At 64.6% G+C, this 24354-nt stretch carries 22 protein-coding genes and 1 pseudogene; 9 read left to right on the top strand and 14 right to left on the bottom strand.

All coding sequences use genetic code 11. The features are described from left to right. Positions 1–204 precede the first annotated feature (204 nt). Entirely contained in the window at positions 205–1566 is a 1362-nt protein-coding gene (locus BSL82_RS11720) for an MFS transporter (protein ID WP_158010863.1), read from the top strand. 40 nt (positions 1567–1606) lie between these two features. Here the strand turns inward: BSL82_RS11720 and BSL82_RS11715 are convergent, their stop codons facing one another. The 7 genes from BSL82_RS11715 to BSL82_RS11680 form a co-directional block, all read right to left on the bottom strand. Next, on the bottom strand, positions 1607–4006 hold the full coding sequence (locus BSL82_RS11715) for an arylsulfatase (RefSeq protein ID WP_226998450.1): 2400 nt from the start codon (positions 4004–4006) through the stop codon (positions 1607–1609). Between the two features lie 104 nt (positions 4007–4110). After that, positions 4111–5037: an acyl-CoA dehydrogenase family protein gene (locus tag BSL82_RS11705; RefSeq protein ID WP_226998449.1), complete on the bottom strand. Its 927-nt coding sequence runs from the start codon at positions 5035–5037 to the stop codon at positions 4111–4113. A 13-nt stretch (positions 5038–5050) separates the two neighbouring features. Further along, positions 5051–6205, bottom strand: a complete 1155-nt coding sequence (locus tag BSL82_RS11700; protein WP_083579183.1) for an acyl-CoA dehydrogenase family protein — start codon at positions 6203–6205, stop codon at positions 5051–5053. Between the two features lie 214 nt (positions 6206–6419). Next, complete coding sequence (locus BSL82_RS11695) at positions 6420–7424, bottom strand: aromatic ring-hydroxylating oxygenase subunit alpha (protein WP_072597680.1); 1005 nt, start codon at positions 7422–7424, stop codon at positions 6420–6422. A 504-nt stretch (positions 7425–7928) separates the two neighbouring features. Further along, entirely contained in the window at positions 7929–9671 is a 1743-nt protein-coding gene (locus tag BSL82_RS11690) for an N-acyl-D-amino-acid deacylase family protein (protein ID WP_072597679.1), read from the bottom strand. Between the two features lie 82 nt (positions 9672–9753). Beyond that, positions 9754–11118, bottom strand: coding sequence for a hypothetical protein (locus tag BSL82_RS11685; RefSeq protein ID WP_158010861.1), 1365 nt, complete (start codon positions 11116–11118; stop codon positions 9754–9756). A gap of 56 nt (positions 11119–11174) precedes the next feature. Further along, positions 11175–12557, bottom strand: a complete 1383-nt coding sequence (locus BSL82_RS11680) for an acyl-CoA reductase (protein WP_072597677.1) — start codon at positions 12555–12557, stop codon at positions 11175–11177. A 154-nt stretch (positions 12558–12711) separates the two neighbouring features. On the opposite strand from BSL82_RS11680, the gene BSL82_RS11675 reads away from it, so the two are divergent. From BSL82_RS11675 to BSL82_RS11665, 4 genes are all read left to right on the top strand, one after another. Continuing rightward, entirely contained in the window at positions 12712–13659 is a 948-nt protein-coding gene (locus BSL82_RS11675; protein WP_072597676.1) for a TauD/TfdA dioxygenase family protein, read from the top strand. Between the two features lie 55 nt (positions 13660–13714). After that, positions 13715–14080, top strand: coding sequence for an SDR family NAD(P)-dependent oxidoreductase (locus BSL82_RS21505; protein WP_083579181.1), 366 nt, complete (start codon positions 13715–13717; stop codon positions 14078–14080). Beyond that, the gene (locus tag BSL82_RS11670) at positions 13966–14490 is read left to right on the top strand and encodes an SDR family NAD(P)-dependent oxidoreductase (RefSeq protein ID WP_250637870.1); all 525 of its coding nucleotides are present in this window, start codon (positions 13966–13968) and stop codon (positions 14488–14490) included. Before BSL82_RS21505 ends, BSL82_RS11670 begins: the two co-directional genes overlap by 115 nt. A gap of 225 nt (positions 14491–14715) precedes the next feature. Further along, positions 14716–15894, top strand: a complete 1179-nt coding sequence (locus BSL82_RS11665) for an ABC transporter substrate-binding protein (RefSeq protein ID WP_158010859.1) — start codon at positions 14716–14718, stop codon at positions 15892–15894. A gap of 61 nt (positions 15895–15955) precedes the next feature. Here the strand turns inward: BSL82_RS11665 and BSL82_RS21070 are convergent, their stop codons facing one another. From BSL82_RS21070 to BSL82_RS11635, 7 genes and pseudogenes are all read right to left on the bottom strand, one after another. After that, positions 15956–16654 carry a hypothetical protein gene (locus tag BSL82_RS21070; RefSeq protein WP_072597675.1) on the bottom strand — a complete coding sequence of 233 codons (699 nt, stop codon included), beginning with the start codon at positions 16652–16654 and terminating at the stop codon, positions 15956–15958. 12 nt (positions 16655–16666) lie between these two features. Then, entirely contained in the window at positions 16667–16855 is a 189-nt protein-coding gene (locus BSL82_RS21815; protein WP_072597674.1) for an SDR family oxidoreductase, read from the bottom strand. A 26-nt stretch (positions 16856–16881) separates the two neighbouring features. After that, positions 16882–17373 (bottom strand): annotated as a pseudogene (locus BSL82_RS21810) (SDR family NAD(P)-dependent oxidoreductase); the annotation flags it as partial. A 3-nt stretch (positions 17374–17376) separates the two neighbouring features. Beyond that, positions 17377–18168, bottom strand: coding sequence for an SDR family oxidoreductase (locus tag BSL82_RS11645; protein ID WP_072597673.1), 792 nt, complete (start codon positions 18166–18168; stop codon positions 17377–17379). Between the two features lie 53 nt (positions 18169–18221). Next, positions 18222–18815 carry a zinc-binding dehydrogenase gene (locus BSL82_RS20030; RefSeq protein ID WP_158010858.1) on the bottom strand — a complete coding sequence of 198 codons (594 nt, stop codon included), beginning with the start codon at positions 18813–18815 and terminating at the stop codon, positions 18222–18224. 20 nt (positions 18816–18835) lie between these two features. Then, positions 18836–19237 carry an alcohol dehydrogenase catalytic domain-containing protein gene (locus BSL82_RS20025; protein WP_158010856.1) on the bottom strand — a complete coding sequence of 134 codons (402 nt, stop codon included), beginning with the start codon at positions 19235–19237 and terminating at the stop codon, positions 18836–18838. Between the two features lie 197 nt (positions 19238–19434). Further along, positions 19435–20070, bottom strand: coding sequence for a TetR/AcrR family transcriptional regulator (locus BSL82_RS11635; RefSeq protein WP_418361255.1), 636 nt, complete (start codon positions 20068–20070; stop codon positions 19435–19437). Positions 20071–20158: 88 nt separating this feature from the next. Between BSL82_RS11635 and BSL82_RS11630 the strand changes: the two genes are divergently transcribed. Genes BSL82_RS11630 through BSL82_RS11615 form a run of 4 tightly spaced genes read left to right on the top strand, consistent with a single transcriptional unit; the run spans position 20159 to position 24315 of the window. After that, positions 20159–21283 carry an acyl-CoA dehydrogenase family protein gene (locus BSL82_RS11630; RefSeq protein ID WP_072598750.1) on the top strand — a complete coding sequence of 375 codons (1125 nt, stop codon included), beginning with the start codon at positions 20159–20161 and terminating at the stop codon, positions 21281–21283. A gap of 46 nt (positions 21284–21329) precedes the next feature. Beyond that, positions 21330–22118, top strand: a complete 789-nt coding sequence (locus BSL82_RS11625; RefSeq protein ID WP_418361254.1) for an enoyl-CoA hydratase/isomerase family protein — start codon at positions 21330–21332, stop codon at positions 22116–22118. A 2-nt stretch (positions 22119–22120) separates the two neighbouring features. After that, entirely contained in the window at positions 22121–23287 is a 1167-nt protein-coding gene (locus BSL82_RS11620) for an acetyl-CoA C-acetyltransferase (RefSeq protein ID WP_072597670.1), read from the top strand. Then, positions 23287–24315 (top strand): NAD(P)H-dependent flavin oxidoreductase, encoded by a 1029-nt coding sequence (locus tag BSL82_RS11615; RefSeq protein ID WP_072597669.1) that lies wholly within the window; start codon positions 23287–23289, stop codon positions 24313–24315. Before BSL82_RS11620 ends, BSL82_RS11615 begins: the two co-directional genes overlap by 1 nt. The last annotated feature ends 39 nt before the right edge of the window (positions 24316–24354 follow it).

Genomic DNA, 24354 nt, shown 5'->3' with positions numbered 1-24354 from the left:
GTCCCCAACGGACGCTCCTCCTCGATCTGTGCCTGCCCGCTATTTCATACAGCGCGGACTGACGACAATGATGTTTTTGCACATTCGATAGCTGACGGGATGACTTTTCTGTCAGGCGGGCTATGGCGACCTGCTCGTAATGATGCGACCGGATGACGGCGGTACGCATCGTCAGAATATCCGCGCCGGAACGGGGGGCTGAAAGTGGTTGAGATCGCCAGTAGCAATATCTCGGGCGGTGCGCGACGGCAGCCCTACAGCGCGTGGAGGCAATGGGGCATGGTGGCCCTGCTCTCCCTGATCGGCGCGGTATCGCTGATCGACCGCAGCATCATCCTGGTGATGATCCCGGAAATTAAGGCGGATCTGGGGATCAGCGACGCGCAGTTCGGCCTGATACAGGGCCTGAGCTTCGGCGTGGCATATACCTGCTTCGCCCTGATTTCCGGAATGCTGGTCGATCGGTCTCCCCGGCATCTGCTGCTGTCGCTCAGCCTTGCCGTGTGGACGTTGGCGGCAGCCGCCTGCGGGCTGGCGCAGAGCTTCGCACAGCTTCTTCTCAGCCGTGTGGTCGTGGGCGTGGGGGAATCGACGGCGTCGCCTGCAGCGCAGTCGATCATCGGTGACCTGTTCGCGAAGGAACGGCTCGCGGCGCCCGTTTCGGTTTACATGAGCATGGGCGCGATCTCCACCGGGATCTCCGTGGCGCTGGGCGGCTGGCTGCTGAACCTTTTCACCGTCAATCCGCATCTCCTCGTCGGCGGATTGGTGCCGTGGCGCCAGGTGCTGATCGTTTCCGCCTTGCCGGGTCTCGCCCTGATGCTCGTCATCCTGATGGTGCGGGAGCCGCGCAGGACGGTGGTCGACGGTGGCGGCGCCAAGCCGCCCAGCTGGGCGGCTTATGGCGCGTTCGTGCGGGAGTGCCGTCCCGCGTTCTGGGGGCTGGTGGCCGGATATGCGCTGTGCGGGCTCGCTGCCTACGGGGCGCTCGCGTGGGGCCCGACCTACGCGCGCCGGGTGCTCGGCATGTCACCGCAGCAGGTGGGCGAATCGCTGGGGCTGATTTTCGGCGTGGGCACGCCGCTGTTCACGATCCTGCTGGGGACATTGGCGGATTTCCGGGTTCGGGCGGGCCATTATGATTTTCCGCTGAAGCTGATGATGATCGTGCTGGCGATCGCGCTGCCGCTTGGCGTCGCCGGGTTCCTGATCAAGAGCGTGCCGCTTTATTACGTCGCGATGTTCGCCCTCCAATGCGGCATCGTCGGCGCGGTCGGGCAGCTTCTGGCCGCGTTGCAGATGATATCGCCGCCGAACATGCGGGGCCGATCGGGTGCGGTCACGCTGATCGCTTCGAGCGTCGGGGCCTATGCGGGCGGCAGCTTCATCATCGGCTTCCTGACCGATTATCTCTATCAGGACGATCAGGCGGTCGGCTACTCGATCGCGACCGTGGTGGCGGTGGCGGCGCCAGTGGCGATAATCTTCCTGCAGTGGTCGCGCCGATCTTTCGTCCGCCGCCTTGAATCGCTTCGTCAGCTGGACAAGGCGACCCTGGCGGGGTGAGATGCCCCGCCGGCAGTCTCGCCACCCGCCGTGCGTGGCGTTATTTCGCGCTTGCCGACCAGGCCTTGCCGACCGGGCCCAGGCGGACCTCGATCTTGTCGATCGCGCCCGGGAAACTGTTCGGGACGTCCGCCCCGGTAACGGTCACCCCACGGTCATGTCCGATGTCGAACGTCTCCCCGTGGCCGGCCGGCACCACGATCGATCGCGCGAGCGGCGCCGAGGCAACGGGCTTGCCGTCGATGCTGATGCTGACATCACCGCCCTTGCCATATCCGCCGCCGAGATAGGAAAAGGCGAAGCGGATATGGCTGGGCCGTGCTGTCGGCAGCGGGGCGGGGGAACTGAGCACGAATTGGTCGCCGGGAAGCTGCGAGAATAGGTGCATGACGGCGGGCCGCCCATCCTTGACATAGAAGCTCCACCCGCCGAGCCGGCTGCCATTGGCCAGGATCACGCCATCGGTGCTGCCGGGCTGTACCACCACGTCAGCATCCACGATGAACGTGCGGTTCCCCATTTGTGGGGCCAGATCGGGCGCCAGGCTGATGCCCGTTCCCCAGAAGGTATAATGATCGCGGGCTATGACATACGCCTTGTGTATGCCGGCGGTGCGTGATGCGCTGGTTCGATCGTCGAGCGGGTTGACCTGATATTTCGCCGCTTCAGTTTCGAACAACAGCTGCATCGATTTCAAACGATCGGGGAAGCGTGCCGCGACATCCTTGCTCTGGCTGAAGTCCGATCGAAGATCATAGAGTTCCCACCCATATCGCGCCGTAAGATTCTCGTTCGCGGTGGGGCCGAATCCTATCTCCCATGGCCGCTTCAGCGGCGTGGTGCTCGCCAGCCAGCCGTCGTGATAGATGGCGCGGTTTCCCAGCATCTCATAATATTGCGTGGTCCGCCTGTCCGGCGCGGTGGGCGCGTTGAAGCTATATTCCATCGCAACGCCGTCGATCGGCTGCTGCCGGACGCCGTCGACGAATGCCGGTGCCTGAACCTTCGCCGCCTTGAGGATCGTCGGCAGGATATCTATGACGTGATGATACTGGCCCCGGATGCCGCGCCCGGTGATCATCGCGGGCCAGGATATGACCGCGCCGTTGCGGGTGCCGCCCAGATGGGAGGCGATTTGCTTGTAGAAGGGGAATGGCGCGTTCATCGCCAGCGCCCAGCCCGCGCTATAATTGATCGCCTGTTCCGGCCCGCCGAACTGATCGAGCGCCGCGACGCGTTCGGCGAGGGTGGAATGCCTGTTGGCTATCTCGCCTTTCTCGCTCAGGCTGCCCGCCGCTCCGGCGGCGGCGTCAGCGCCATTGTCGCCGGAAATCCAGATCACCATCGTGTTCGCGGCGAGGCCCATGCGGTCAACCTCGTTGAGCAGCCGCCCGATCTGCTCGTCCTGAAAGGCGAGCATCGCCGCGTAGACTTCCATGTACCGCTCCTGCACCTTGCGGTCCTCGGCAGAGAGCTGTGACCAGCGCGGCAGATCGGCGGGCCAGGCCGGAAGCCTGGTCCTGGCCGGGACGATGCCCATCGCCTTCTGCCGCGCCAGGGTTTCTTCGCGGACCCGGTCCCAACCGTTGGCGAAGCGGCCGCGGAAACGCTCTATCCAATCCGCCGGCGCCTGGTGCGGCGTATGGGTCGAGCCCGGCGCGAAGTAGATCAGGAACGGCTTTTCGGGCGCGGCGGCCTTCTGGTTGTGGAGCCAGCCGATCGCATCGCTCGCCAGTCGTTCGTCGAGGATTCGCGGGTCCTTGTCGACGGGGACCGGGTTGGTGCCGCGATACAGGGTCGGGCGCCACTGGTCCGTATCCGAACTGGTGAAACCGAAGAAATATTCGAAGCCCAGCCCGGTGGGCCATTTGTCGAACGGACCTGCTGGTGAATCCTGCCCGATCGGGATGTTGTGGTGCTTGCCGAAGAAGGCCGTGCTGTAGCCGCTGCCTTTCAATATCCGGGCAACGGTCGCCGCGCTGTCCGGGATCACGGACGTGTAGCCGGGGCTGCCCTGCGCGAATTCGGTCAGCGTCCCCATGTTGACGGCGTGGTGGTTGCGCCCGGTCAGCAGCGAGGCGCGCGTCGGCGAGCACATGGCGGTGGTGTGGAAGCGCGTATAGCTCAGCCCCGCCTTCGCCAGCCTTTCGAGGTTCGGCGTCGGCACCGGCCCACCGAAAGCGGATGCGGCGCCAAAGCCTTCGTCGTCGGTGAGGATCAGGATCACGTTGGGCGCGCCGGCGGGCGCCTGCGGCAGCGCGGGGAAGGATTCGCCACCGCCGCTCGCCGCGGCAGGCGCCGACAATGCGGAGGACGGCGGGGGGGAGGGCCGGGATGGATCGGCGGCGATCTCCGCGCGCCCGATGGTGGACAGGGACAGCATGCAGCAGGTCCAGCCCAGCCGCGACGCGCGGGCGCGCAAACTCGATTTCTTCTTCATGCCTGTCCTCCTGGATGTCCCGCCGGGGTTTCAAGCCTGGGCGGACCATTCCGCCGTCCTGTTCCCCGGTCTGTTGCGAAAATCGGCGGGCCGGCCTTTCAGAATCAGGCGGCCCGGATAAATTCCACGCTCGTGTCGGCCGTCGATGCAAGCCGCGCGCCGCCAAGCACCGCTGCCCAATAGCTTTCTGATCCGTCCGCCAGGCGCCAGCCGTGCAGGCGGCGCGTGAGGAGCTGGAGATCATATTCCTCGCTGATGCCGATCGCGCCGTGCATCGCATGGGCGATCGCGGCACTCCGCGCGGCCGCGATGCTGGTGCCGTGCTTCGCGATCGCGGCGTCGAGCAGCCGCGCGGGAAACCCGGAGCGCACCCCGATCGCTGCCGCGATGCGTGCCGCGATCACCTGCTCCGCAAGTATCGCGAGCTGCTGCTGCACCGCCTGCTGCCGGCCGATCGGCTTGCCGAACTGCACGCGATCATTCGCATAGGCGACGGTCATCTCCAGCACCCGCCCGGCGGCTCCGGCGATCAGCAGCGCACGCACCACCGCGCTGGTGGGACGCAGGCCTTCGCTGTCCGCCACGTCCGCATAGCCATCGAGGTCGTGATGGACGCCCGTCTGCGTGGCCGCCGCAGCGACAGCCGTCGGCGCCTCCGGTGAGCCGGTAACCAAGAACGCCGCCGTACGCGCGAAGGGCGTGACACCGGTGCCCGTCGCGATCGCGATCGGCCCGGCGGGGATTTCGCGCCCCGCCTTGGCGAGCAAAGCGCGCGCCACCATCGTGTCGCCCACGGGCAGCGGCACGCAGTGGCGCCCCAGCAGCGAGATCAGCGGCGCCGCTTCGAGGGCCGAGAGCCCCGCGCCGCCGGCGTCCTCGGGGACGAGCGCGTCGAGGAAACCGGAATCGACGAAGGCGCTCCACATCGCGCCGGTTTCGCCACCTTCCTCGATCCTGCGCACGGCGGCGGGGGTGCAGATGTCTTCGACCAACCGGGCGAAGGGTTCGATCAATTCGTTCATGTCCATCATCACGAAGCTCCGCTTATCTGAGGCCGAGTCCGCGAGCGATGATACCGCGCAGGACTTCGCGTGTTCCGCCGCGCAGCGAGAAGCTGGGCGCGACATGGGTCAGGTAAAGCAGCGTCCGGTAGAGCACATTGTCCGTGGGCTCATCGGGATGCGCGCCGAGGTCGTCGCCGATCAGCTGCGGCACGGCCTGCTCGAACTCGGTTCCGAGATCCTTGACGAGCGAGGCCTCAACGATCGGGCTTTCTCCCGCCACGAGGCGTGCGGTCACCGCGATCGACATCTCACGCAGCACGGCGAGCTGCGCCGTCAGGCTGCCGAGCAGTCGCAGCGTCGCCGTGTCCAGGCGGCCGACCGCGCGCAGGTGCCGGGTCCAGGCATCGATCAGGACGACGGAGGAATAGATGCGCTCGGGGCCGCTCCGTTCGAAGGCGAGCTCGGCCGTCACCTGTTTCCAGCCCTGGCCTTCCTCGCCGATCAGCGCCTCGGGAGGCAGGTGAACGTCTTCGAAAAACACCTCGGCGAAATGCGCGTCGCCGGTCAGGTCGACGATGGGACGGATCGTGATGCCCGGGGATTTCAGATCGACGATCAGCTGCGACAGCCCGCTCTGGCGATCGGCGCTCGTCCCGGACGTACGCACCAGCGCGATCATATAGTCGCTGTGCATCGCATTGGTGGTCCAGATCTTCTGGCCGTTGAGTAGCCAGCTGCCATCGTCACCGCGCGCCGCGCGCGTGCGCACGTTGGCAAGGTCGGAGCCGGAGCCCGGCTCGCTCATGCCGATGCAGAACAGCGCCTCCCCTCGACAGATCCGGGGGAGATAGAATGCACGCTGCTCGTCCGTTCCATAATGCGCGATCAGGGGGCCGCTCTGGCGGTCGCCCATCCAGTGCGCCGCGACGGGCGCGCCGGCGGACAACAGCTCCTCGACCACTACGAAGCGGGTGAATGGGCTCCGTTCCGCGCCGCCGAACTTCCTGGGCAGCGAAAGGCCGATATAGCCCGCCTCGCCGAGCAGGCGGCTGAATGCGGCGTCGAATCCCTGCCACGAGCGCGCCCGGCGATCGAGCGGTATCGCCGCGACCGCACCGGCGATGATTTCGCGCAGCGCCGGCCGGAGCGCCTCGTCTTCGTCCGGAAGAACGGAGAGAGTGAGTTTATCGAACAAGCCCTTGATCTCGCTAGCTGGTGATGCGGATATTCACGATGGCCCGGCGGTTCACGCCGGGTCCGACCGCTGCGCTGCCCGTTGCAACGCAGGATCGGCGGATCTCCGCTCCCGCCTTGGCGAGCATCGAACAGGCCGAAGCGCCCCGCGCACGCATCCGCGCTGCCGGACGTAACGGAAGGGCGCGGGGATGCTGCACTTCAAGCGCGCTTTCTCAAGCTGAGTTTTGGTTGAGCGGTGGCAGGTTGTAGAAGTTTTTCTGCCATTTCCGCATGGCGGTATAGGGTTTGATGTCCTGTTTTGCGTAGGTTGGCCTTGGGACATAGGCCTGGGTGCGCCAGATGAGCATGTCCTCTTCGAGCGTGTACAGGAACTGGGACTTGATGCGCTGGCGCAGGTCCGGCGGCATGATGCTGCCGGTGTCGCCGGGCTCGCGCGGGTACCAGATGGTGTAGTGATAATCGGTGGTGTCGTCGTCGACGGGCGTTCCGGCGAAGACGAGGCGATAATGGTAGCTGCCTTCGAAGGCGCTGAAGGACAGGCCGACGCCCGCGGTGATGTTGTGGAGCGTGAGCGCGACGTTGCCGGTGGCGGGCGAGAGGAACCCGACGCGGGTGTGGAGTTCGGCGTCGCGGATCACCCAGTCCTCGAGCACGGGATCGACGGGGGCGTTATGGGTGTGGCGGAAGTGCACCGAATCGACCCCGTTCTCCATCGTCACCTGGGTGTGGACGGACTCCCTGTCGAAGCGCGCGGTGCTGTTGCCGTAGGGCGGGTAATAATCCTCCTCCCGCCCCGGCAGCGCGGGATAGCTTTCAAACACGTGCGGCAGCGCCCAGCGCGGCGGCGCGCCCGTGGGATCGTGCCACATGAACACGCAGCCATGCTGTTCGCGCACCGGCCACTTGCGCAGCGACATCTTCATCGGGCTGTCCTGATAGGGGATGCGCGCGTTGCGGCCCTCCGTATCCCATTCCCAGCCATGATAGGGGCATGCCACGCAATCGCCCTTGACCTTGCCGCCATAGCCGAGATGGGCGCCGAGATGCGGGCAGTGGCCGTCGAGCACCGACAGCTCGCCCACGAGCGTGCGGAACGCCACCAGATCATGGCCGAAATAGCGCAGCGGATGCGCCGTGCCGGGCGCGAACTCGCCGCTCCACCCGATCTGGAACCAGCCAACGGGCCTGTTGGAAAAGGGTAAGCCAGACAGATCCATAACCCACCGTTCCATACACAAACTGACTGATACTCACCTACAGGAACCCGCCACGCCATGTCAATCAAACAGAGCGGTGAATCGTGGGCGACGAGCGTCCATTCATGCGTCCCGGCTATCACTCGCAAGCAGACGCTCCAATAATGATCGGCACATGTGTGATGAACTGCGCACGTGCTGGATCAAAATATCGAAATTGGCCGGCCCACCTGCCAAGTTATTGCGTCCGATAATTAAATCTTATGACGTGTAATAAATGATTAGTGATAATTTAGATGGCAGGCCGGTTTCAGTCGTCTGCAGCGCTGAAGACGGCGTGCCGAAGCACATGTTCGTCGTGAGCGGGCGTTTCCAAATCTCCGAGATAGAATGTTTGCGCCCATGACGTCGCAGGAGCGTGGGCCCGCACACCCGGCTGGTATCGTGGAAACTGGGCGGCTGCCGGAACCGCAATCGTAGCGCGAGGTTCAACGACAGGCGGCAGCCCAGATGATCCACTGCGGCTCAGGCCGGGCGGGCCGCCGCGATCAGGTTGGTGAACGTATCGCTTTCGCGGCGCAGCACCTTGCCGGGCCGGGCGCCCGTGTGTTCGCCACCACGGACGATGGTGACTCCGTTGACGATCACCTCGCCCACACCGACCGCATCGGCGTAGAGACGCTCGGCGTCGCCAGGTACGTCGCCGCGCATATAGACCGGACCGCAGCCCACCGTCTCGGGGTCGAACACCACGACATCGGCGCACAGGCCGGGCGCAAGCACGCCGCGGTCCTTCAATCCCATGAAGTCCGCCGGGACTTTAGTCATCTGGTGCACCGCTTCAACGAGGCTTAGCACGCCATATTCGCGCACCGCACGCTGGAGGATGATCGTCGAGAATGCGAAGGTATCGATCATGTCCATATGCGCCCCGGCATCGGATGCACCGATCAGCGTCCTGTCATCGAGCCACACTTTGCCGCGGACCTTGTAGGTCTCGGGATCCTCGCCCCCGATTTCCGGGGCGAAGGTGGTTTTCAGACCGTCGGCAAGAGCGATGTCGAGCATCACGTCGATCACTTCGCGGCCCTGTTCTGTCGCGATGTCGCCGACGAATTGATCGACATATTTTTCATTTTCGGGGTTGATGACGCTGGCAATCCTCATCCGCGCAAGCCGCGCTATGGTGATCATCGGCGCATCGGCGGGGACCGACGCCGCTTCCTCGGCGAGCTGACGGCGCACTTCGGGGTCCTTGAACATCTCGACCCGCTCATCGAACGGAACGCGGAAGATCGTCTGCCAAAGGCCGGGGTTCATATCGAACAGAACGCCGCCATGCAGATTGATATAGACATTGGGGGTGCAAGGCGCGGCGAGGGCGACGACCTCGGCTCCCTTCGATCGTGCGAAATCGGACAGGCCCAAATGTTTCTCGAGCCGCTGTTCGTCGATCTGGGTGGTGCCCGTGACCGTCAGCACGTTCCAGTTGACCGGGCGCTGCCCAGCGAGCGAGAAATCGGTCATCAGCTCCCGTGTGCCATCGGGGATGGCGAGATCAGGCAGCAACTCCAGCCCCGTTCCCTCGTAATCGCGCACGACAGACGCCAGCTCCAGCAGCTCCGTGCGCGAGGCCCAGCGGGAGGGGACGGGGTTGCCGTCGCCATCATTGTGGCTGGGGGAGATCGTGGTCGAAAATCCCAGCGCGCCCTGTTCCAGGCTCGAGGCCAGCAGCGCCTTCATCTCCCCGATTTCCTCGGGAGTGGCTTCCTCGCCGACCGCGCGTTCGCCCATCACCACGCGCCGGATCGCGGAGTGGCCGCAATAGAAGCCGGCGTTCAAGCCTACCTTGCCATCCAGCCGGCCGAGGAAATCGCCGAAGCTCTGCCAATCCCAAGGCACGGCCGATTGCAGCGTCTGGAGCGGCATGCCCTCCACCCGCGCCAGCATCGAACAGAGATATTCGCCAGCGGACGGCGAAAGCGGCGCGATACTGAACCCGCAGAACCCGCCCAATATGGTGGTCACGCCATGATAGCAGGAGGGGCTGTAGGTGGCATCCCAGAATGACTGGGCGTCATAATGGGTGTGCACGTCGATGAAGCCGGGGGACACGACACGGCCCGCCGCATCGATGATCTCCCGCGCGCCGCCATCGCAAGCGCCGACCTCCACGATGCGGCCGTCCTTGATCGCCACGGAAGCAGATCGCGCCTCCGCGCCTGTTCCATCGATCACCGTGCCGCCAACAATCTTGATGTCGTACATTGGAAAACCTTTGCGGGTTGGCGGGCCTCGCGCTCGCGAAACCCGGAAAGAGCGGTCGACGCGAAGTTGGGCCATCCAGGCGTCAGTCGACGACGGCGCCTCGAATATAAGCGTCGATGGTGCCGGAACATTGGATCTTGTCGTCGCCGAGCGAGCTTTCGAAACGAACGATGCTGCGGATGTTGACCCCGCCGCGTCCGCACGGACAATCGCCGTCGAGATCCACCGTGACCCTGTCGCCGGAAATCACGCCGCCCCAGCGTATGTCGGTCAGCAGATCGACGAAGCCGAAGCGGCCGACGACGACGCCCTGATGGGGTTCGACCAGCTCATCGCCCGCCTCGTTCAGGATCAGCGGCAACACCGTCGGCGGGACGTGGTAATTGCCCCCTGCGCAGTGCGTCGACAGCCAGCTCATCTCCGTCATTCCGTAACCCGACGAATAGATCACATCGCCGAAGAAGCTGCGGATCTGCGCATCATAATCTTCCGGAAGCTTGAAATGCTTCGTCCCGCCGCCGAAGCTCGCGATCGTATCGGGATGAAACTGGCCGTCCGGGATGCCCTGCGCGCGGGCGCGCGTGACGACCTCATATATGGTCGCGGACATGCCCATGATATATTGAGGCTCGTGGCGAAGGCGGATGATTTCGTCGATCATCTCGTTCATGCGGGCGGACGATTTCGCCGCCTGTTCCGCGCCTTCCGCCTCGACCGTCGCGATGTCGGCGGGCGTGGCCGTGCCATCCTTCAGCTTTTCGCGAAACGCCGCCATCTGGCTGACCTTCGCGATGCGCAGCGGCTCATCGACAAGCAGGTGGACCGAATCCGGCCGCGCAAAATCCTGCACGGCGAAACCGGCCGCGATCACGCCGGTATAGGCGCCGCTGGCGGGTCCAAACTGGAAGAAATGGCGGTCGTTCGCCGCCACCGCAGGCTCCGGCCAGCCCCGGAACCGGCGCAGATATTCGTGAAAGATCTCGAGATCGAGATCCGACTTCGGCAGGAGCGAAACCTTGCCGCCTGTTCCGCTCGACGTAGTGACCTTGTAGCCGGCGGCCCACATCCGATCGAGCCAGTCGTCAATGTCGGTGGCGCCGGCCACGTCGACTCCTTCGAAAGTCTCGGTCGAAACGAGCCCCAGCCATCTCGTCAGCTTGTCCCATTGACGACTGGCGACGAACGCCTGCGGATAGCTTTTGTAGGTTGCGTGCGAGAGCAGGAGCGGGACGAGGTCCTTGATGCTATCGATGCGATCGACACCCGTGTCGGACGCGCGGCGATCGAGCACCGGGATCAGCGGACGCATCCGGGCGAACATCTCGCGCGATGCCTCCAGCTGAATCGGCAGCACTTGCGAAGGAGAATATAGGTAGGGGTCAGGGCGCGCGCACATCTCCTTGATCGGCCCTGAGGCCTTTCCCATGGCCACTACCGTTTCAACCATGATATCTCTCTCCACACGCCATCCTCGCCGGAATTCCTCCGGGTGCGCCGATGGGCTCAATCCTCGTCGTTCACCCACCGCATGAAGCGATGGATCGGGAAAAAGCCGTCATGGGCGGTGCCGGCTATCCCGCCGAAGGCGCTGCCGAGCGTGACGACGCGCTGGGTGCCCGCGCTCGCGAGGCGATCGCGATATTCGGCCTTTCGCGCCGCCGGGAACAAGCCCACGGTCTGCGTCGCGACGGTGACGTAGCGGATCGCATCGTCGAGGCGATCGACCCTGACGACATTCACGGTCTTGGCGACGGGGTGGAATTCCACCGGCTCGTCCGAACGAACGACCAGGCCCGTGCCATCATATCTGCCCCAGACCCGATAGATCGGCTCCAGCATGCGCAGCCCCTCGACCTCCTCGCGGATGTCCTCCGGGGTCTTTCCGGCAGATTCGGACGATGTCTCATGCGGCACGCCGAGATGGCGGTGGAGCGCCTCGCAATAGCTGTCGACCTGCTCCTCGCTACCCTCGACGAACTGGAAACGGCTGGCGACGCACGCGGTCTGGTTATAGCCGGTGGCGTCGAGCGCTCCGGCTTTCGCGGCGGCCTCGACGGTTTCGGCACTTTCGAATGCCTCGCGCCCCACGAACGAGATCGAGGTCTTGGGATCGAACGAGACGAGTTCGAAGCCCGGGCCGATATAGTTTTTCGCGCTGCGCAGTGCGCTTTCGCCGCCCCAGGCGACCAGCTTGTCGAAGAATTGCGGGCGGAACAGCAAGCTTTCGATCTTCTCGTCGCCGCCACGCCAGTAAACGGCCGAAAAGGACCGGACCACCGGATGCCCGGGGGCGACCGCCGCCATCGTGCGGAGGATCGCAGGCGCCGAAAAAAGGTCGTTCGAGGGCAGCTTGAAAAGATGCACGCCCTTCGTCAGCGCGGACCGGATCACCGACACGGCCGCCACGCTGGGCACGTTACCGGCGAGCACATGGACGAGGCGGGGCGGGAATGCCCGCACTCTCGCTGACTTCCCGGAAGGATGTGTCACCTCGCGCCAGCCTTCCAGCGCTTCGGTGTTGCGCAGCTCACCTTCGAGGCGAAGCTCGATCTCCTGCCGCGTGAACATCCCCGGCAGGGATTTGAACGAATTCTCGACGATCCGCCTTTCCAGATCGGAGGAGCTGGCGCTGAATTCGAGCGCCTCGGCAAGATAGCCGTCCGGATCGGCGGCAAGCCGCTCACCCGTCGCGACCAGCACGTCGATGATTTCCCTGATCGGCACCTGAAAGGCGGGGCCGGGCTCGGTCCGCGGCCATGTCAGGCTGTTCAGATCCGGCACCGCAAGATCGAAATCGCCGATCTGGCGGTCGCTGCCCAACAGCGTCTCGCCCTTGATGAACTGCGGTAGCTGGAATCGCGGCTTGAGGGCTGGACTTGCCGGCATATCATCCTCTCTGCCGCATCGTTCGCGGAAAAGCTGTTTATAGGTTAGTTTTTACGCCAACCGGCCCGCTATTGGCAATAGCTTTCCGATTGTTTAGCGTCAGAAAAATGATGATTCATTATTTGCGACGTTCCCGACAGGCTGGGGGCCGGCGATGAACGTGCTAAGCCTGATCGACGATCACCGCTTCGGCTGCGTGGTGCAGGGCCTGCGCGGCGAGGACCTCCACGACGCTTCCGTCCGCGATCGACTTCAGGCTCTGTGGATTGACAAGGGCCTGATCATCTTTCGCGACGGTGACAGCGATCCCGACTTTCACATCGCGCTCAGCGCCATATTCGGGGATCTTCAGGTCCATGCGGTCAAGGAAATACTCGTCGAAGGGCGCGACAAGCTGATCCAGCTCGTCGCGAACCCGGACAGCAGTTCGATCGTGGAAGTCAACGGCGTGGAACGCGCGGGCTTCATCCCCTGGCATTCCGACCAGATCTACACGCAGCAGATCAATCATGGCGGAATACTCAAGATCGTGGATCAGCCGGACGAGGGCGGCGAAACCGGATTTGTCGATCAGATCGAGGCCTATCAGCGCCTGCCGGATGATCTGAGGCGCAAGTGCGAAGGCCTCGAGGTGATCTATCAGCTCCGCCCGCGCGATTTCACCCGTTTCCTCCCGTTCCAGACGCTCCGGGTGGTGAAGGAGGCGGCGTTCCAGGCCGCCCTCGCCGAGCGGGCCGCGAACGGGGCCTTCCCGCCCGTCGCGCATCCGCTGGTCTTCGTCCAGCCCGAGACGGGTCGCAAGGTGCTGAACCTTTCGCCGGCCTTCGCGCTGGGCATCGTCGGGCTTCCCGCCGAGGAGGGAAGCGCGCTGATCATGGAGCTCGCGAAGATACTGACCGATGAATCGGTCGCCTATGATCATAGCTGGGCAGAGGGCGACCTCGTCCTGTGGGATAATTGGCGGATGCTGCACTGTGCCCGCGGCGTGCGGCCGGGCGATCTGCGCATCGGGCATCGCACCAGCATCGCGGGAGATTATTCGCTCGGGCGTTTTCTGACGGCGGACGAAACAGCGGCGTTCGCAAGCTTCGTCCTCAACTGAGCGTGTGTTTTGGCAATGGCCGCGACTTGATCGACAGGCCGCAGGGAGAGTGCCGATGGGAGTAAGTGATCCGGCATCGCTGTTCGGTATTGAGAGCCGGGTGGCGCTCGTGACAGGCGCGACGTCCGGCCTCGGGCGGGCGATCGCCGAGGGCCTCGCCCGCGCCGGTGCGACGGTATATCTGAACGGGCGCGATCCGGCACGCTGCGCCGATGCGGCGGAAGAATTGCGCGCCGCCGGGCTGGCCGTGCTGCCATTGGCTTTCGAGATTGGCGACGAAGGGGCGATGGACCGCGAATGCGGGCGCTGGCGGCATCCAGCGGCGATCGCCTGGACATTCTGGTCAACAACGCCGGGGCGCGGCTGCGGGCCGGGGTCGATGATATCGGCCTGTCCGAATTCCGCAGGGTCGTGGATATGAACCTGGGCGCGGCTTTCTTCATGTCGCGGCTCGCGGCGCAGCTGATGCGGTCGCGCCGGCACGGCCGCATCATCATGATGTCGTCCGTCGCGGCCATGCGGGGAAGGGCGGGCGACGCCGCCTATATCAGCGGCAAGGGAGGCCTGCTGGCGCTCACGAGGGCTCTCGCGAGCGAGTTCGGCGCCGATGGCATCACGGTGAACGCGCTGGCGCCCGGCGCATTCAGAACGGACGCCAACAAGGATCTGCTGGCCATGCGCGGCCCGGAACAGTTTATGGACGTGCCATTGCGCCGAGCCGCCGAGCCGCGTGAAGTCGTAGGCCCGGCGCTGTTCCTCGCATCGCAAGCGGGCTCGTTCGTCACCGGCCACTGTCTCACAATCGATGGAGGGCGATCGACGGCATATTGAGGGACTTGGGACGGGTTTTCAGGGAACAGGCGGTCGCGCGTGGGGCGCGACGTCGGTCATAAACTACCGCCCGGATATCGATGCCCGGATAGTTCTTGCGGGGGCCGTAGCAGAACTTCGCGAGCCGCGCCGCACCGCCAGGCACGGGCATCGATCGAGAGCACGGTGCCCGGTCGGCGCACAGATCGAACATAAGACAAGGTTTTCAACGCAATGGAGAATGAAATGACGTCGTCGTCCGAACGCCCCAAGATCGAAATGGACAAGCGCAAGTCGACGACCAAGGTCGGCATGTTGACGGATTGGGCGGCGGGAGGCGTTATCCAGCCTTTCTTCGATGCCGCCACGCTGGCGTTTGAAAATGCGCTCGAAGATGGCGTGATTGATCGCGCGGTCCAGATCGTCGTGCGCGATGTCGATGGCTTGCCCACGGGCAATGTCCATGAAGTGCTTAACGCGTGGAAGGAGCTGGCCAACGAAGGCTGTGTCGCGATCATCGGCCCGCATATCTCGGAAAACGCCATCGCGCTGAAACATTATATCGAGACCGAAGGACGGGTTCCGTCGATCGGCTGGCCGGGGACGGACGTCTGGCAGGGCGAGTGGACCTTTGCCCTGAACCAGGGATCGCTCGTCGAGGAGGGGTGCCTCATGGCCAATTTCCTCGCCCATCGCAAAGCCCGCAAGGTCATCACCGTCGCCGAGCGCTCCGCCATCGGGGGCGAATATCTCGAATATCTCCGGCGGGCGGCCGATTTCGAAGGCCTGAACCTCGGCGAGCATTTCACGATCAGCCAGATCGAGGTCAATCTGGACATGATCGTCGAAGCGATGCGGGCCACCGGCGCGGATGCGGTCGCCTATTGCGGTTTCGGCGTTCCGATCAATCGCTTGGCGAGGGCGATGCGCAAGATCGGCTGGCAGCCGCTGACGATCCTCACCACCGGCTTCCTCACCACGCCGCTGATCGAGGGCGGCATGCGCGGTGCGCACGGATTTTACGGTCTCGATCTCTATGACGAGGAAAATCCGCTCACGCGGGAATTCACCGAGAGCTTCGAAAAGCGGTTCGGTTATCGGGCGGCCAATTATTACACCGTGACCGGCTATGATATCGCGAATGTCGTCGCCCACGGCATCGGCTATGGCCATCCGATCTCGCCGGCCGGGGTCAAGCGCGGCATGGAGCTGGTCAAATATCTCCCCGCCGTTTCCGGTGGGCCCGGCACGCTGATCAGCTACGCGCCCTATGTCCGTCGCGGATGGATGGGGAAGGACTATCTGGTGGTGCGCGAGGCGATCGATGCCGAGGGCGATCTCTTCACCGAATTGCCGAGCCGCTTGGCGCATCGGATGACGCCCCGCACGCGTGGCGAACGCGCCGCCTCCCGACGGGGCGAGTAGCGATATCGCGGCGGAGGGCTGGGGGAGATTTCGGAAATCTCCCTTTGCTCCCCGGTTCGGGTCAGTCCTCGATCGGTGGGCGCGAATGATTGACCCGGGCGACGAAGCTGATCGTCCGGCCATCGTCGCACAGTTCGGCGCGACGCTTCCCGAATGCATCCTGGGTCGATGCGTCGCCCAGATAGCGACGCATCGCCTCCGCATCGGCGAACCACGTCTCGGTGACGAGATCGAACGGATAACCTGCCGGCGGTGTCTCGACGACCTTGTTGATCACCGATCGGCGGACGAGATCCGCGCCGGCCGGGCGATTGTGCAGCTCGTCCTGAAGCGCCAGCCATTGATCGAAAAGCTGCTGCTCGGTGACGGTTTCGGCGCGCTTGAGGAAATGCAGCACGAGGTGACGCGAAAAGCCGCCCGGGCGGACCACATGTTCTTCCGTGACCAGCGTGCAGTCGCGGATAGGCTGCGCGAATATGGCGATTTCGTCCGGTAGCATGATATCCCGATGTTCCGGTTCATCGAACACGCCGTAGCCGCCCGAACGATCGACCAGCCCCAGCAGATTGGCACCGTCATAGGCGTCTGTGCCTTCGGCCGCGTCGAAGGCATCGGACAGGCCGCATTGCACGACCTGGTTATAATAGGGCCGGATGCGCCGGGTGGTGCCGGTGAGCGCCGAATGCTGCTTCCAACGTTCCCAGAATTCGTCTTGCGACAGGGCAGGGTTCCTGCGGGTGAGGTAGATCGCCTTGAACATGGGTATCTCCTGTCATTCGGATCCGGCGGCCGATCTGCCCCGGCCGTGATTCTGGGTATGAACGGAGCTGCCGCCGTCGACGCGCAATGTCTGCCCGCTGATGTAGCGAGCGTGATCCGACGCGAGGAAGCAGACCGCGGCGGCGATATCTTCCGGGTGCCGAGATAGGGCGTGAGCGTATCGCGCAGCGCCGTTTCGCACTTGTCCGGCGGAAACATCGCGAGCGCCGCGTCCGTCAGCACGAAGCCGGGGGCAACGGCGTTGCAGCGGATATTATCCTTGCCGAAATGCGTGGCGATACTCGCCGTCAACTGAATGACGGCGGCCTTTGCCGCGCTATAAGCCGTCAGCCGATCCAGCCCCAGCAGGCCGGCGAGCGAGGCCGTGTTGATGATCGCGCCGCCGCGCTGCCCGAGCATCTGCTTGATCGCATATTTGCTGCAGAGCCAGGTTCCGCGGGTGGCGACGGACAGGACGTGATCCCACGTCGCGGATTCGAGCGCCAGGCCATCGCCATCGGTGGCCATCGTCGCGCTGCCGACGTCGGCCGCGTTGTTGTGGAGGATATCGATGGTTCCGAGCCGCGCGACCGTCTCCGCGATCGCATCCCGTATCTGCGTTTCTTCCGAGACGTCGAGCGCGATGGCTTCCGCGCGGCCGCCGGCGGACTGGATCGCGCCCGTCACCAGCGCGACCTTGCCTTCGAGCGTGATCTTCATGGTTCAGGGCATCCACTCGCCTGCGTTGATATCGAGCTGCGCGCCCGTCACGGCCGCGGCATAGTCGGACGCGAGGAACAGCACCGCGCGGGCACATTCTTCGTCGCTGACGATCCGCCCCAGCGGGTTGCGCGAGGCGATGTCGTCGATCACAGCCTGGCGCGTCCTGCCCGTCGCCGTTCCGACGCGATCGACGTAGGATGAGACGACGTCGCCCCACATATAGCCTTGCAGGCTGAGGTTGACGCGGATGTTGAACGCGCCAAGCTCCCACGCCAGATGCCGTACCGCGCTTTCCAGCGGCTGCTTGGACATCGCATAGATCATGTCGGTCGTGCGGACGACCTTGCGGGCGGCCTGCGTGCTCACCATCACGATCGCACCGGATTTCTGCGCCTTCATCTGTGGAATGACGGCCTGGGTGATATTGAGCGTGCCGATCAGGTTGGTCTCGATCGCCTCGCGCACCTCCTCCATCTTCGTTTCGGAAGGCATCTGCGCGCCGCCATGGATGAACGCGCTGTTGATCAGGGCGTCGATACGGCCGAACCGTGCGATCGCATCGCGCACGGCCGCTTCGCACTGCGCCCTGTCGCGGATGTCGGCCACGGCCTTCAACATCGGCGTGTCGAGCCCCTCTGCCCGCAACATGCTCTCGGCATCGTCGAGCCTGGAGCGCGTTCTCGCGAGGCCGATCACGCCGGCGGCGCCCTCGCGCGCCGCCTCGATAGCGAGCTTCGATCCCATGCCGGGGCCGATGCCGGAGACCAGGATGATCTTATCCCTGAGCAGCATCGCCGGTCTTCCTTATCGCTCGTATGCGTTCCGGCGGTGCCGGCTGCCCCCGCTCAGGCTTCATGCGGCGCGATCATGACCTTGCATTGGTCCCGGTCGGTCCGCAGCGCTTCGAAGGTCGCCGGTACGTCGGACAGGCCGATGCGGCGTGTGATCATGGTCCGCGGATCGAGATGCCCGCTGGCCAGCGACGCCATTGTGTCCTGGAAATCCTGCAACTGGTACATTTTTGAAAATCGTATGGTCACTTCCTTGCCGAGCGCCGTGATCGGGAAAAAGCTGTCCATCGTCACGCAATAGCCGAGCACGACGATCTTCGCGCCGATCCCGGCCAGGCCGATCGCACGATCGAGCACGCCGGCCTTGCCCGCACATTCCAATATGATCTCGGGCTTGCCGCCAAGCAGCTGCTCGACCTCTTCCGCCTCCCGATCGCCGAACGTCGCCAGCCCGTCCGCGCCCATCGCGGTGGCAAGTCCGGCCCGCCGCCGCGAAGGCGCCATCGCCGCGATGCGGACAGCGCCGAGCTGCCTCGCCCAATAGATCGCCGCAAGCCCGATCGGCCCCGCGCCCAGCACCAGCACGCGGCGCCCCGCTATCGGCTCCGCCATCCTTATGCCGTGCAGCGCGACGGAGAGCGGCTCCACGAGCGCCCCATCGTCGAAAGTCAGATGGTTCGGCAGGCGGACGCAGTGAGAGGCCCATGCGCGCGTATATTCCGCATAGGCCCCCCACGGCCGCCGCAGCCGTGCACCGACACCGCCCGGCAATGCTGGGGCTGGCCCGCGATGCACCGATCGCAGGTCGCGCAGCAATCGAAGGGCATGGCCGCAACCCGGCTGCCGATTTCCAGCGTCGTGACGCCCGCGCCGAGCGCGACGACCTCGCCCGCGAATTCATGGCCGAGCACGCACCCCGCCGGCAGGGTGAAGCCCTTGCCGCTCGTCATCTCGAGGTCGCTGCCACAGATGCCGCAACGCTCCACGCGGATGATCACCTCGCCCGGGCCGGGCGCGGGATCGGGGATGGCGGAGAGAGACAAGGGCTGGCCGGCTCCCAGAAATTGCACCGCTCGCACTCCGGTCCCCCCTCGCAGTCTCGACGGCATCAGCGTCTGCGACGTTTGTCCGGACAGCCCATGGCGCCCGACTCGTCAATTACTGATGATAGGTCAGTGTCCCGGCGGCAGAAAGTGATGAAATGACAGTTTTTGATTTCTCTCCATCACGGTGGGTGGAGATCGGACCTGTTCGGCCGCGATCGACGTCACCCGCGTGGCGCGAGGCCCTGGACCAGCACGTCGACCATCGCCCCGGCTATTTCCTCTGCCGACATGTCGCGGCTCGGATCATGCCACCGCGCCGGCCAATTCAGCGCGCCCGCCAGCGCGAACGCGGTCATTTTCACATTGAGGGGCGCGATCGAGCCATCCGCGATGCCGTCGGCGATCAGCCCGCGCATGGCATGATCGATCTTCGCCTTCAAGGCGCGGAAATGGCGGCGGCCCTCGGCCGAGAGCGCCGCATCGTCGGTCCGGATCACGCATCTTCCGAAATCGTCCATGTTGATCTCGGCATAGCGCCTGAGAAACCGGGACAGCCGCATCAGGCCGGTGCCGGCCTCGGCCTGCGCCTGTGCGGCGGCATGCTGCAGCATTTCCAGTCCCCGGGTGACGCACTCGAGCAGCACCTGCTCCTTGTTGCCGAGATATCGATAGATGGTGGGCTTGCTGATCTTGAGACTCGCCGCCACCTCGTCGAGAGAGGCGGCCTGAAATCCGCGTGCGTTGAAGGTGCGCACGGCCGCCCGCAGCACCGCTTCCCGTTTCAGGCTCTTCTCGCGCAGACGATCCTCGATCGTCGGGAAGGGCGAAATCTCGAGATCGTCAATCTGCTTTGCCACCATGACTCCTTAGCGCCCAGACATTGACAGAAAACTCGCTGTTATGCAACGTACTGTATAGTACGCCACAAAACCCGGAGGTTTCTTGATTCTCTCGGAGACCCAGATCGCCATCCGCGATACCGTCCGCGCGTTCGCGCAGGATCGCATCCTGCCTGCCACGGGCCGTTTCGAAAGCGCCGGGGGCTATGAGCCCTGGGTGTTCGACAGCCTCGCGCAGCTCGGCCTGTTCGGGATGGTCGCGCCCGAAGCTTTCGGAGGCGCGGCAAGCGACTATGTCTCCTACGCCCTCGCACTGATCGAGATCGCCGCGGCCGATGGGGCGCTGTCGACAATCGTGTCGATCCAGAATTCGATCATCGTCCAGGGCATTCTGAAAGACGGGTCCGACGCGCAGAAAGACCGCTTTCTTCGCGACCTGATCTCCGGCCGCTCGATCGGCGCCTTCGCGCTGACCGAGACCGATGCCGGGTCGGACGCCTCGGCGATCCGGACGAGGGCGTCCAGAGTGGATGGAGGCTGGAAGCTGAATGGCGCCAAGCAGTTCATCACGTCGGGCAAGATAGCGAAGCTGGCGATGGTCATCGCCGTCACCGATCCATCGGCCGGGAAAAAGGGGCTGACGGCCTTTCTCGTGCCGACCGAGCGGGCGGGCTATGTCGTCGAAAAGGTCGAGCACAAGCTGGGGCAGGCGGCGTCCGACACCTGTGCCCTGCGTTTCGAAGACCTCTTCATCGAAGATGAGCTGGTGCTTGGCGAGATCGGCCAGGGTTATCGCATCGCGCTCTCCAACCTCGAAGCCGGGCGTATCGGCATCGCCGCGCAGTGCGTCGGCATGGCCCAGGCCGCGCTGGAGATCGCGATCGGATATGCGAAGGATCGCGTGTCGATGGGCAAGCCGATCATCGAGCATCAGGCGGTCGGCTTCCGGCTGGCGGATCTGGCGACCCGGCTCGAGGCGGCCCGACAACTGGTGCTGTCCGCCGCGTCGCTGCGGGATGCGGGGCAGCCGGCGCTGACCCAGGCATCGATGGCGAAGCTCTTCGCATCGGAGACGGCGGAGGCCGTCGTCTCCGGCGCGATCCAGACGCTCGGCGGCTATGGCTATCTCGAAGAGTTCGGCGTCGCCAAGACCTACCGTGATGTGCGCGTCTGCCAGATCTACGAAGGCACATCCGACATCCAGCGAATGGTCATCGCGCGCGCGCTGTGAGGAACCGATGCCGCTCGCAAACACCCAGGAAATTAGGGAGGTCCAGGTGACCGAGACGCCTCTCATCGTCGATATCCGTGAAGGAACGGCGTGGCTTACGCTCAATCGTCCGCAGGCCGGCAACGCCATCGATCTCCCGATGGCGCGCGCGCTCGTCGAGGCATCCATCCGCTGTCAGACCGACGCCGACATTCGCTGCGTGGTGCTAACGGGGGCCGGCAAACTCTTCTGCGCCGGAGGCGATGTCGGTCTTTTCGCCGCGGCCGGCGACCAGGTCTCGTCCCTTCTGAGCGAACTCGCCGGAACGCTGCACATGACCCTGGCGCGCCTGGCGCGGATGGCGAAGCCCATGCTCGTGCTGGTCAACGGGCCGGCGGTCGGCGCGGGGTTCAGCCTCGCGATCAGCGGCGATGTCGTCCTCGCCTCACGATCGGCGCACTTCGCCGCCGCATATGGCACGCTTGGCCTCACCCCCGATGGCGGCATGAGCTGGAGCCTTCCGAGGCTGGTCGGTTTACGCAAGGCGCAGGAGATCATCCTCACCAACCGGCGGATCAATGCCGAGGAGGCGGAGGCGATGGGGCTGGTCACGCGTCTCGTCGGCGATGGACGGTTGATGGAGGAGGGCGAGGCAACCGCAGCACAGCTCGCCGCATCGCCCGTCGCGGCGCTCGGGGCCGCGCGCGTCTTGCTGCAGGACAGCTTCGCAGCCAGTTTCGAGACGCAGCTGGAGCGGGAGGCCCGCGCGATCAGCGACGCCGGGGCGACCGCCGAAGCCCGTGAAGGCCTGGCTGCCTATTTCGCCAAACGAGCACCGGATTTCAGAGGAGCCTGATCATGGCTGAAGCCTATATCGTCGAAGCCGTCCGCACCCCCGGCGGCAAGCGCAACGGACAGTTTGCCGAATGGCACCCGGCGGACATGGCGGCCGAGGTTCTCGACGCGCTGATCGACCGAACGGGTATCGACGCCACGGCCGTGGAGGATGTCATCCTCGGCTGCGTGACGCAGGTCGGCGAGCAGGCGTTCGCCTTTGCGCGCAACGCCGTTCTGGCTTCGAAGCTGCCGCAGAGCGTTCCGGCCGTCACGATCGACCGTCAGTGCGGGAGCTCGCAGCAGGCCGTCCAGTTCGCGGCGCAGGCGATCATGTCCGGGACGATGGACGTCGTCGTCGCGGCGGGGGCCGAGAGCATGACCCGCGTGCCGATGTTCAGCAACATGTCGTTTCATGCGCGGGAAGGCGTCGGCGTCGGCGTCGGCCCGGTCAGCGGGCGGATCAGGGCGCGCTACGGCGTGGAGGAGTTCAGCCAGTTCGCGGGCGCGGAAATGATCGCGAAGAAGTACGGCTTCGATCGCGAGACGCTGAACCGGTTCGCGCTGGAAAGCCATCGGCGCGCCGCCGCCGCGATCGCGGCCGGAGCCTTTGACGCCGAAATGGTTCCACTGGAGACGGGTGGCATCCTCCGCAGCACCGATGAGGGCGTCCGCGCAGATGCGACGCTCGAAGGCATTGGATCGGTGAAGCTACTTCAGGAGGGCGGCGTCATCAGCGCGGCCAATGCGAGCCAGATTTGCGACGGCGCCTCGGCGGCGCTCATCGTGTCCGAGCGGGCGCTCAAGCAACATGGCCTCACGCCGATCGCGCGGATCGTCAATATGACCGTCACCGCGGGCGATCCGGTGATCATGCTCGAAGAGCCCATCCCGGCGACCCGGAAGGCGCTCGCTCGCGCCGGCATGAGGATCGAGGACATCGATCTGTACGAAGTGAACGAGGCCTTCGCTCCGATCCCGCTTGCCTGGCTGCAGGCGATCGGCGGCGATCCCGCGAAGCTCAACGTCAATGGCGGTGCGATCGCGCTTGGCCATCCGCTGGGCGCGAGCGGAACGAAGCTCATGGCCACGCTGATCCATGCGCTCCGGGCGCGCGGCAAGCGCTATGGTCTGCAAACCATGTGCGAAGGCGGCGGCATCGCCAACGTGACGATCCTGGAGGCGCTGTGATGGCATTGAGAAATCGCTTCACCGAGCTGCTCGGCATCGAGAAGCCGATTGTCCAGGGCGGCATGATGTGGGTGGGGCGGGCCGAACTCGCCGCCGCGGTTTCGAATGCGGGTGGCCTCGGCATACTGACCGCGCTGACGCAACCGACACCTGACGACCTGCGCCGGGAGATAGACCGGTGCCGGACGATGACCGACAAGCCCTTTGGCGTGAATCTGACGATCCTACCGTCGGTTACGCCGCCACCTTACGCGGAATATCGCCGCGCAATCATCGAAAGCGACATCAAGATCGTCGAGACGGCGGGCCACGAGCCGCAGGAACATGTCGACGAGTTCAAAGCCAATGATATCATTGTCCTTCACAAATGCACTGCTGTCCGCCATGCACTTTCGGCAGAGCGCATGGGCGTTGATGTCATTTCGATCGACGGTTTCGAGTGCGCCGGGCATCCCGGCGAGGACGACGTACCTGGCCTCGTGCTGATTCCCGCAACGGTCGACCGGGTGAAGATTCCGATCATTGCCAGCGGGGGTTTCGGGGATGGTCGCGGACTTGCGGCCGCCCTCGCTCTTGGCGCGGAGGGTATTAACATGGGTACTCGTTTCTGCGCGACGCAGGAAGCTCCAATCCACGATGCCGTTAAGAAATTCATCGTGAGCAACGATGAGCGCGCTACCAACTTGATCTTCCGTCGCTTCCACAACACGGGACGCGTTGCAAGGAATAGCGTCTCGGATAGGGTCGTCGAGATCTCGAAGCGACCGGACGCTGTGTTCGAGGACATTCAACCTTTGGTCGGCGGAGCCTTGGGCAGAAGAACGCTAGAGACTGGCGATCTTGATGCGGGGCTGGTCTGGGCAGGACAGATCCAAGGGCTGATCCACGACGTACCGACATGTCAAATACTGCTGGACCGCATCATTCAGGAGGCGGAGACCATCATACGTTGCAGGCTCACCTCGATGATCAGAGTATCGGAGCCAGGGGAACCGAATAGCGTAGAAATCCGACGAAGACCGGATTAGGGCCGCTAGGGTCCAAACTCAATCAGCCTCTTGAAAATC

The sequence above is a fragment of the Tardibacter chloracetimidivorans genome (assembly GCF_001890385.1).
Classification (GTDB): domain Bacteria; phylum Pseudomonadota; class Alphaproteobacteria; order Sphingomonadales; family Sphingomonadaceae; genus Tardibacter; species Tardibacter chloracetimidivorans.
This window is presented reverse-complemented; position numbering and strand designations above follow the sequence as displayed.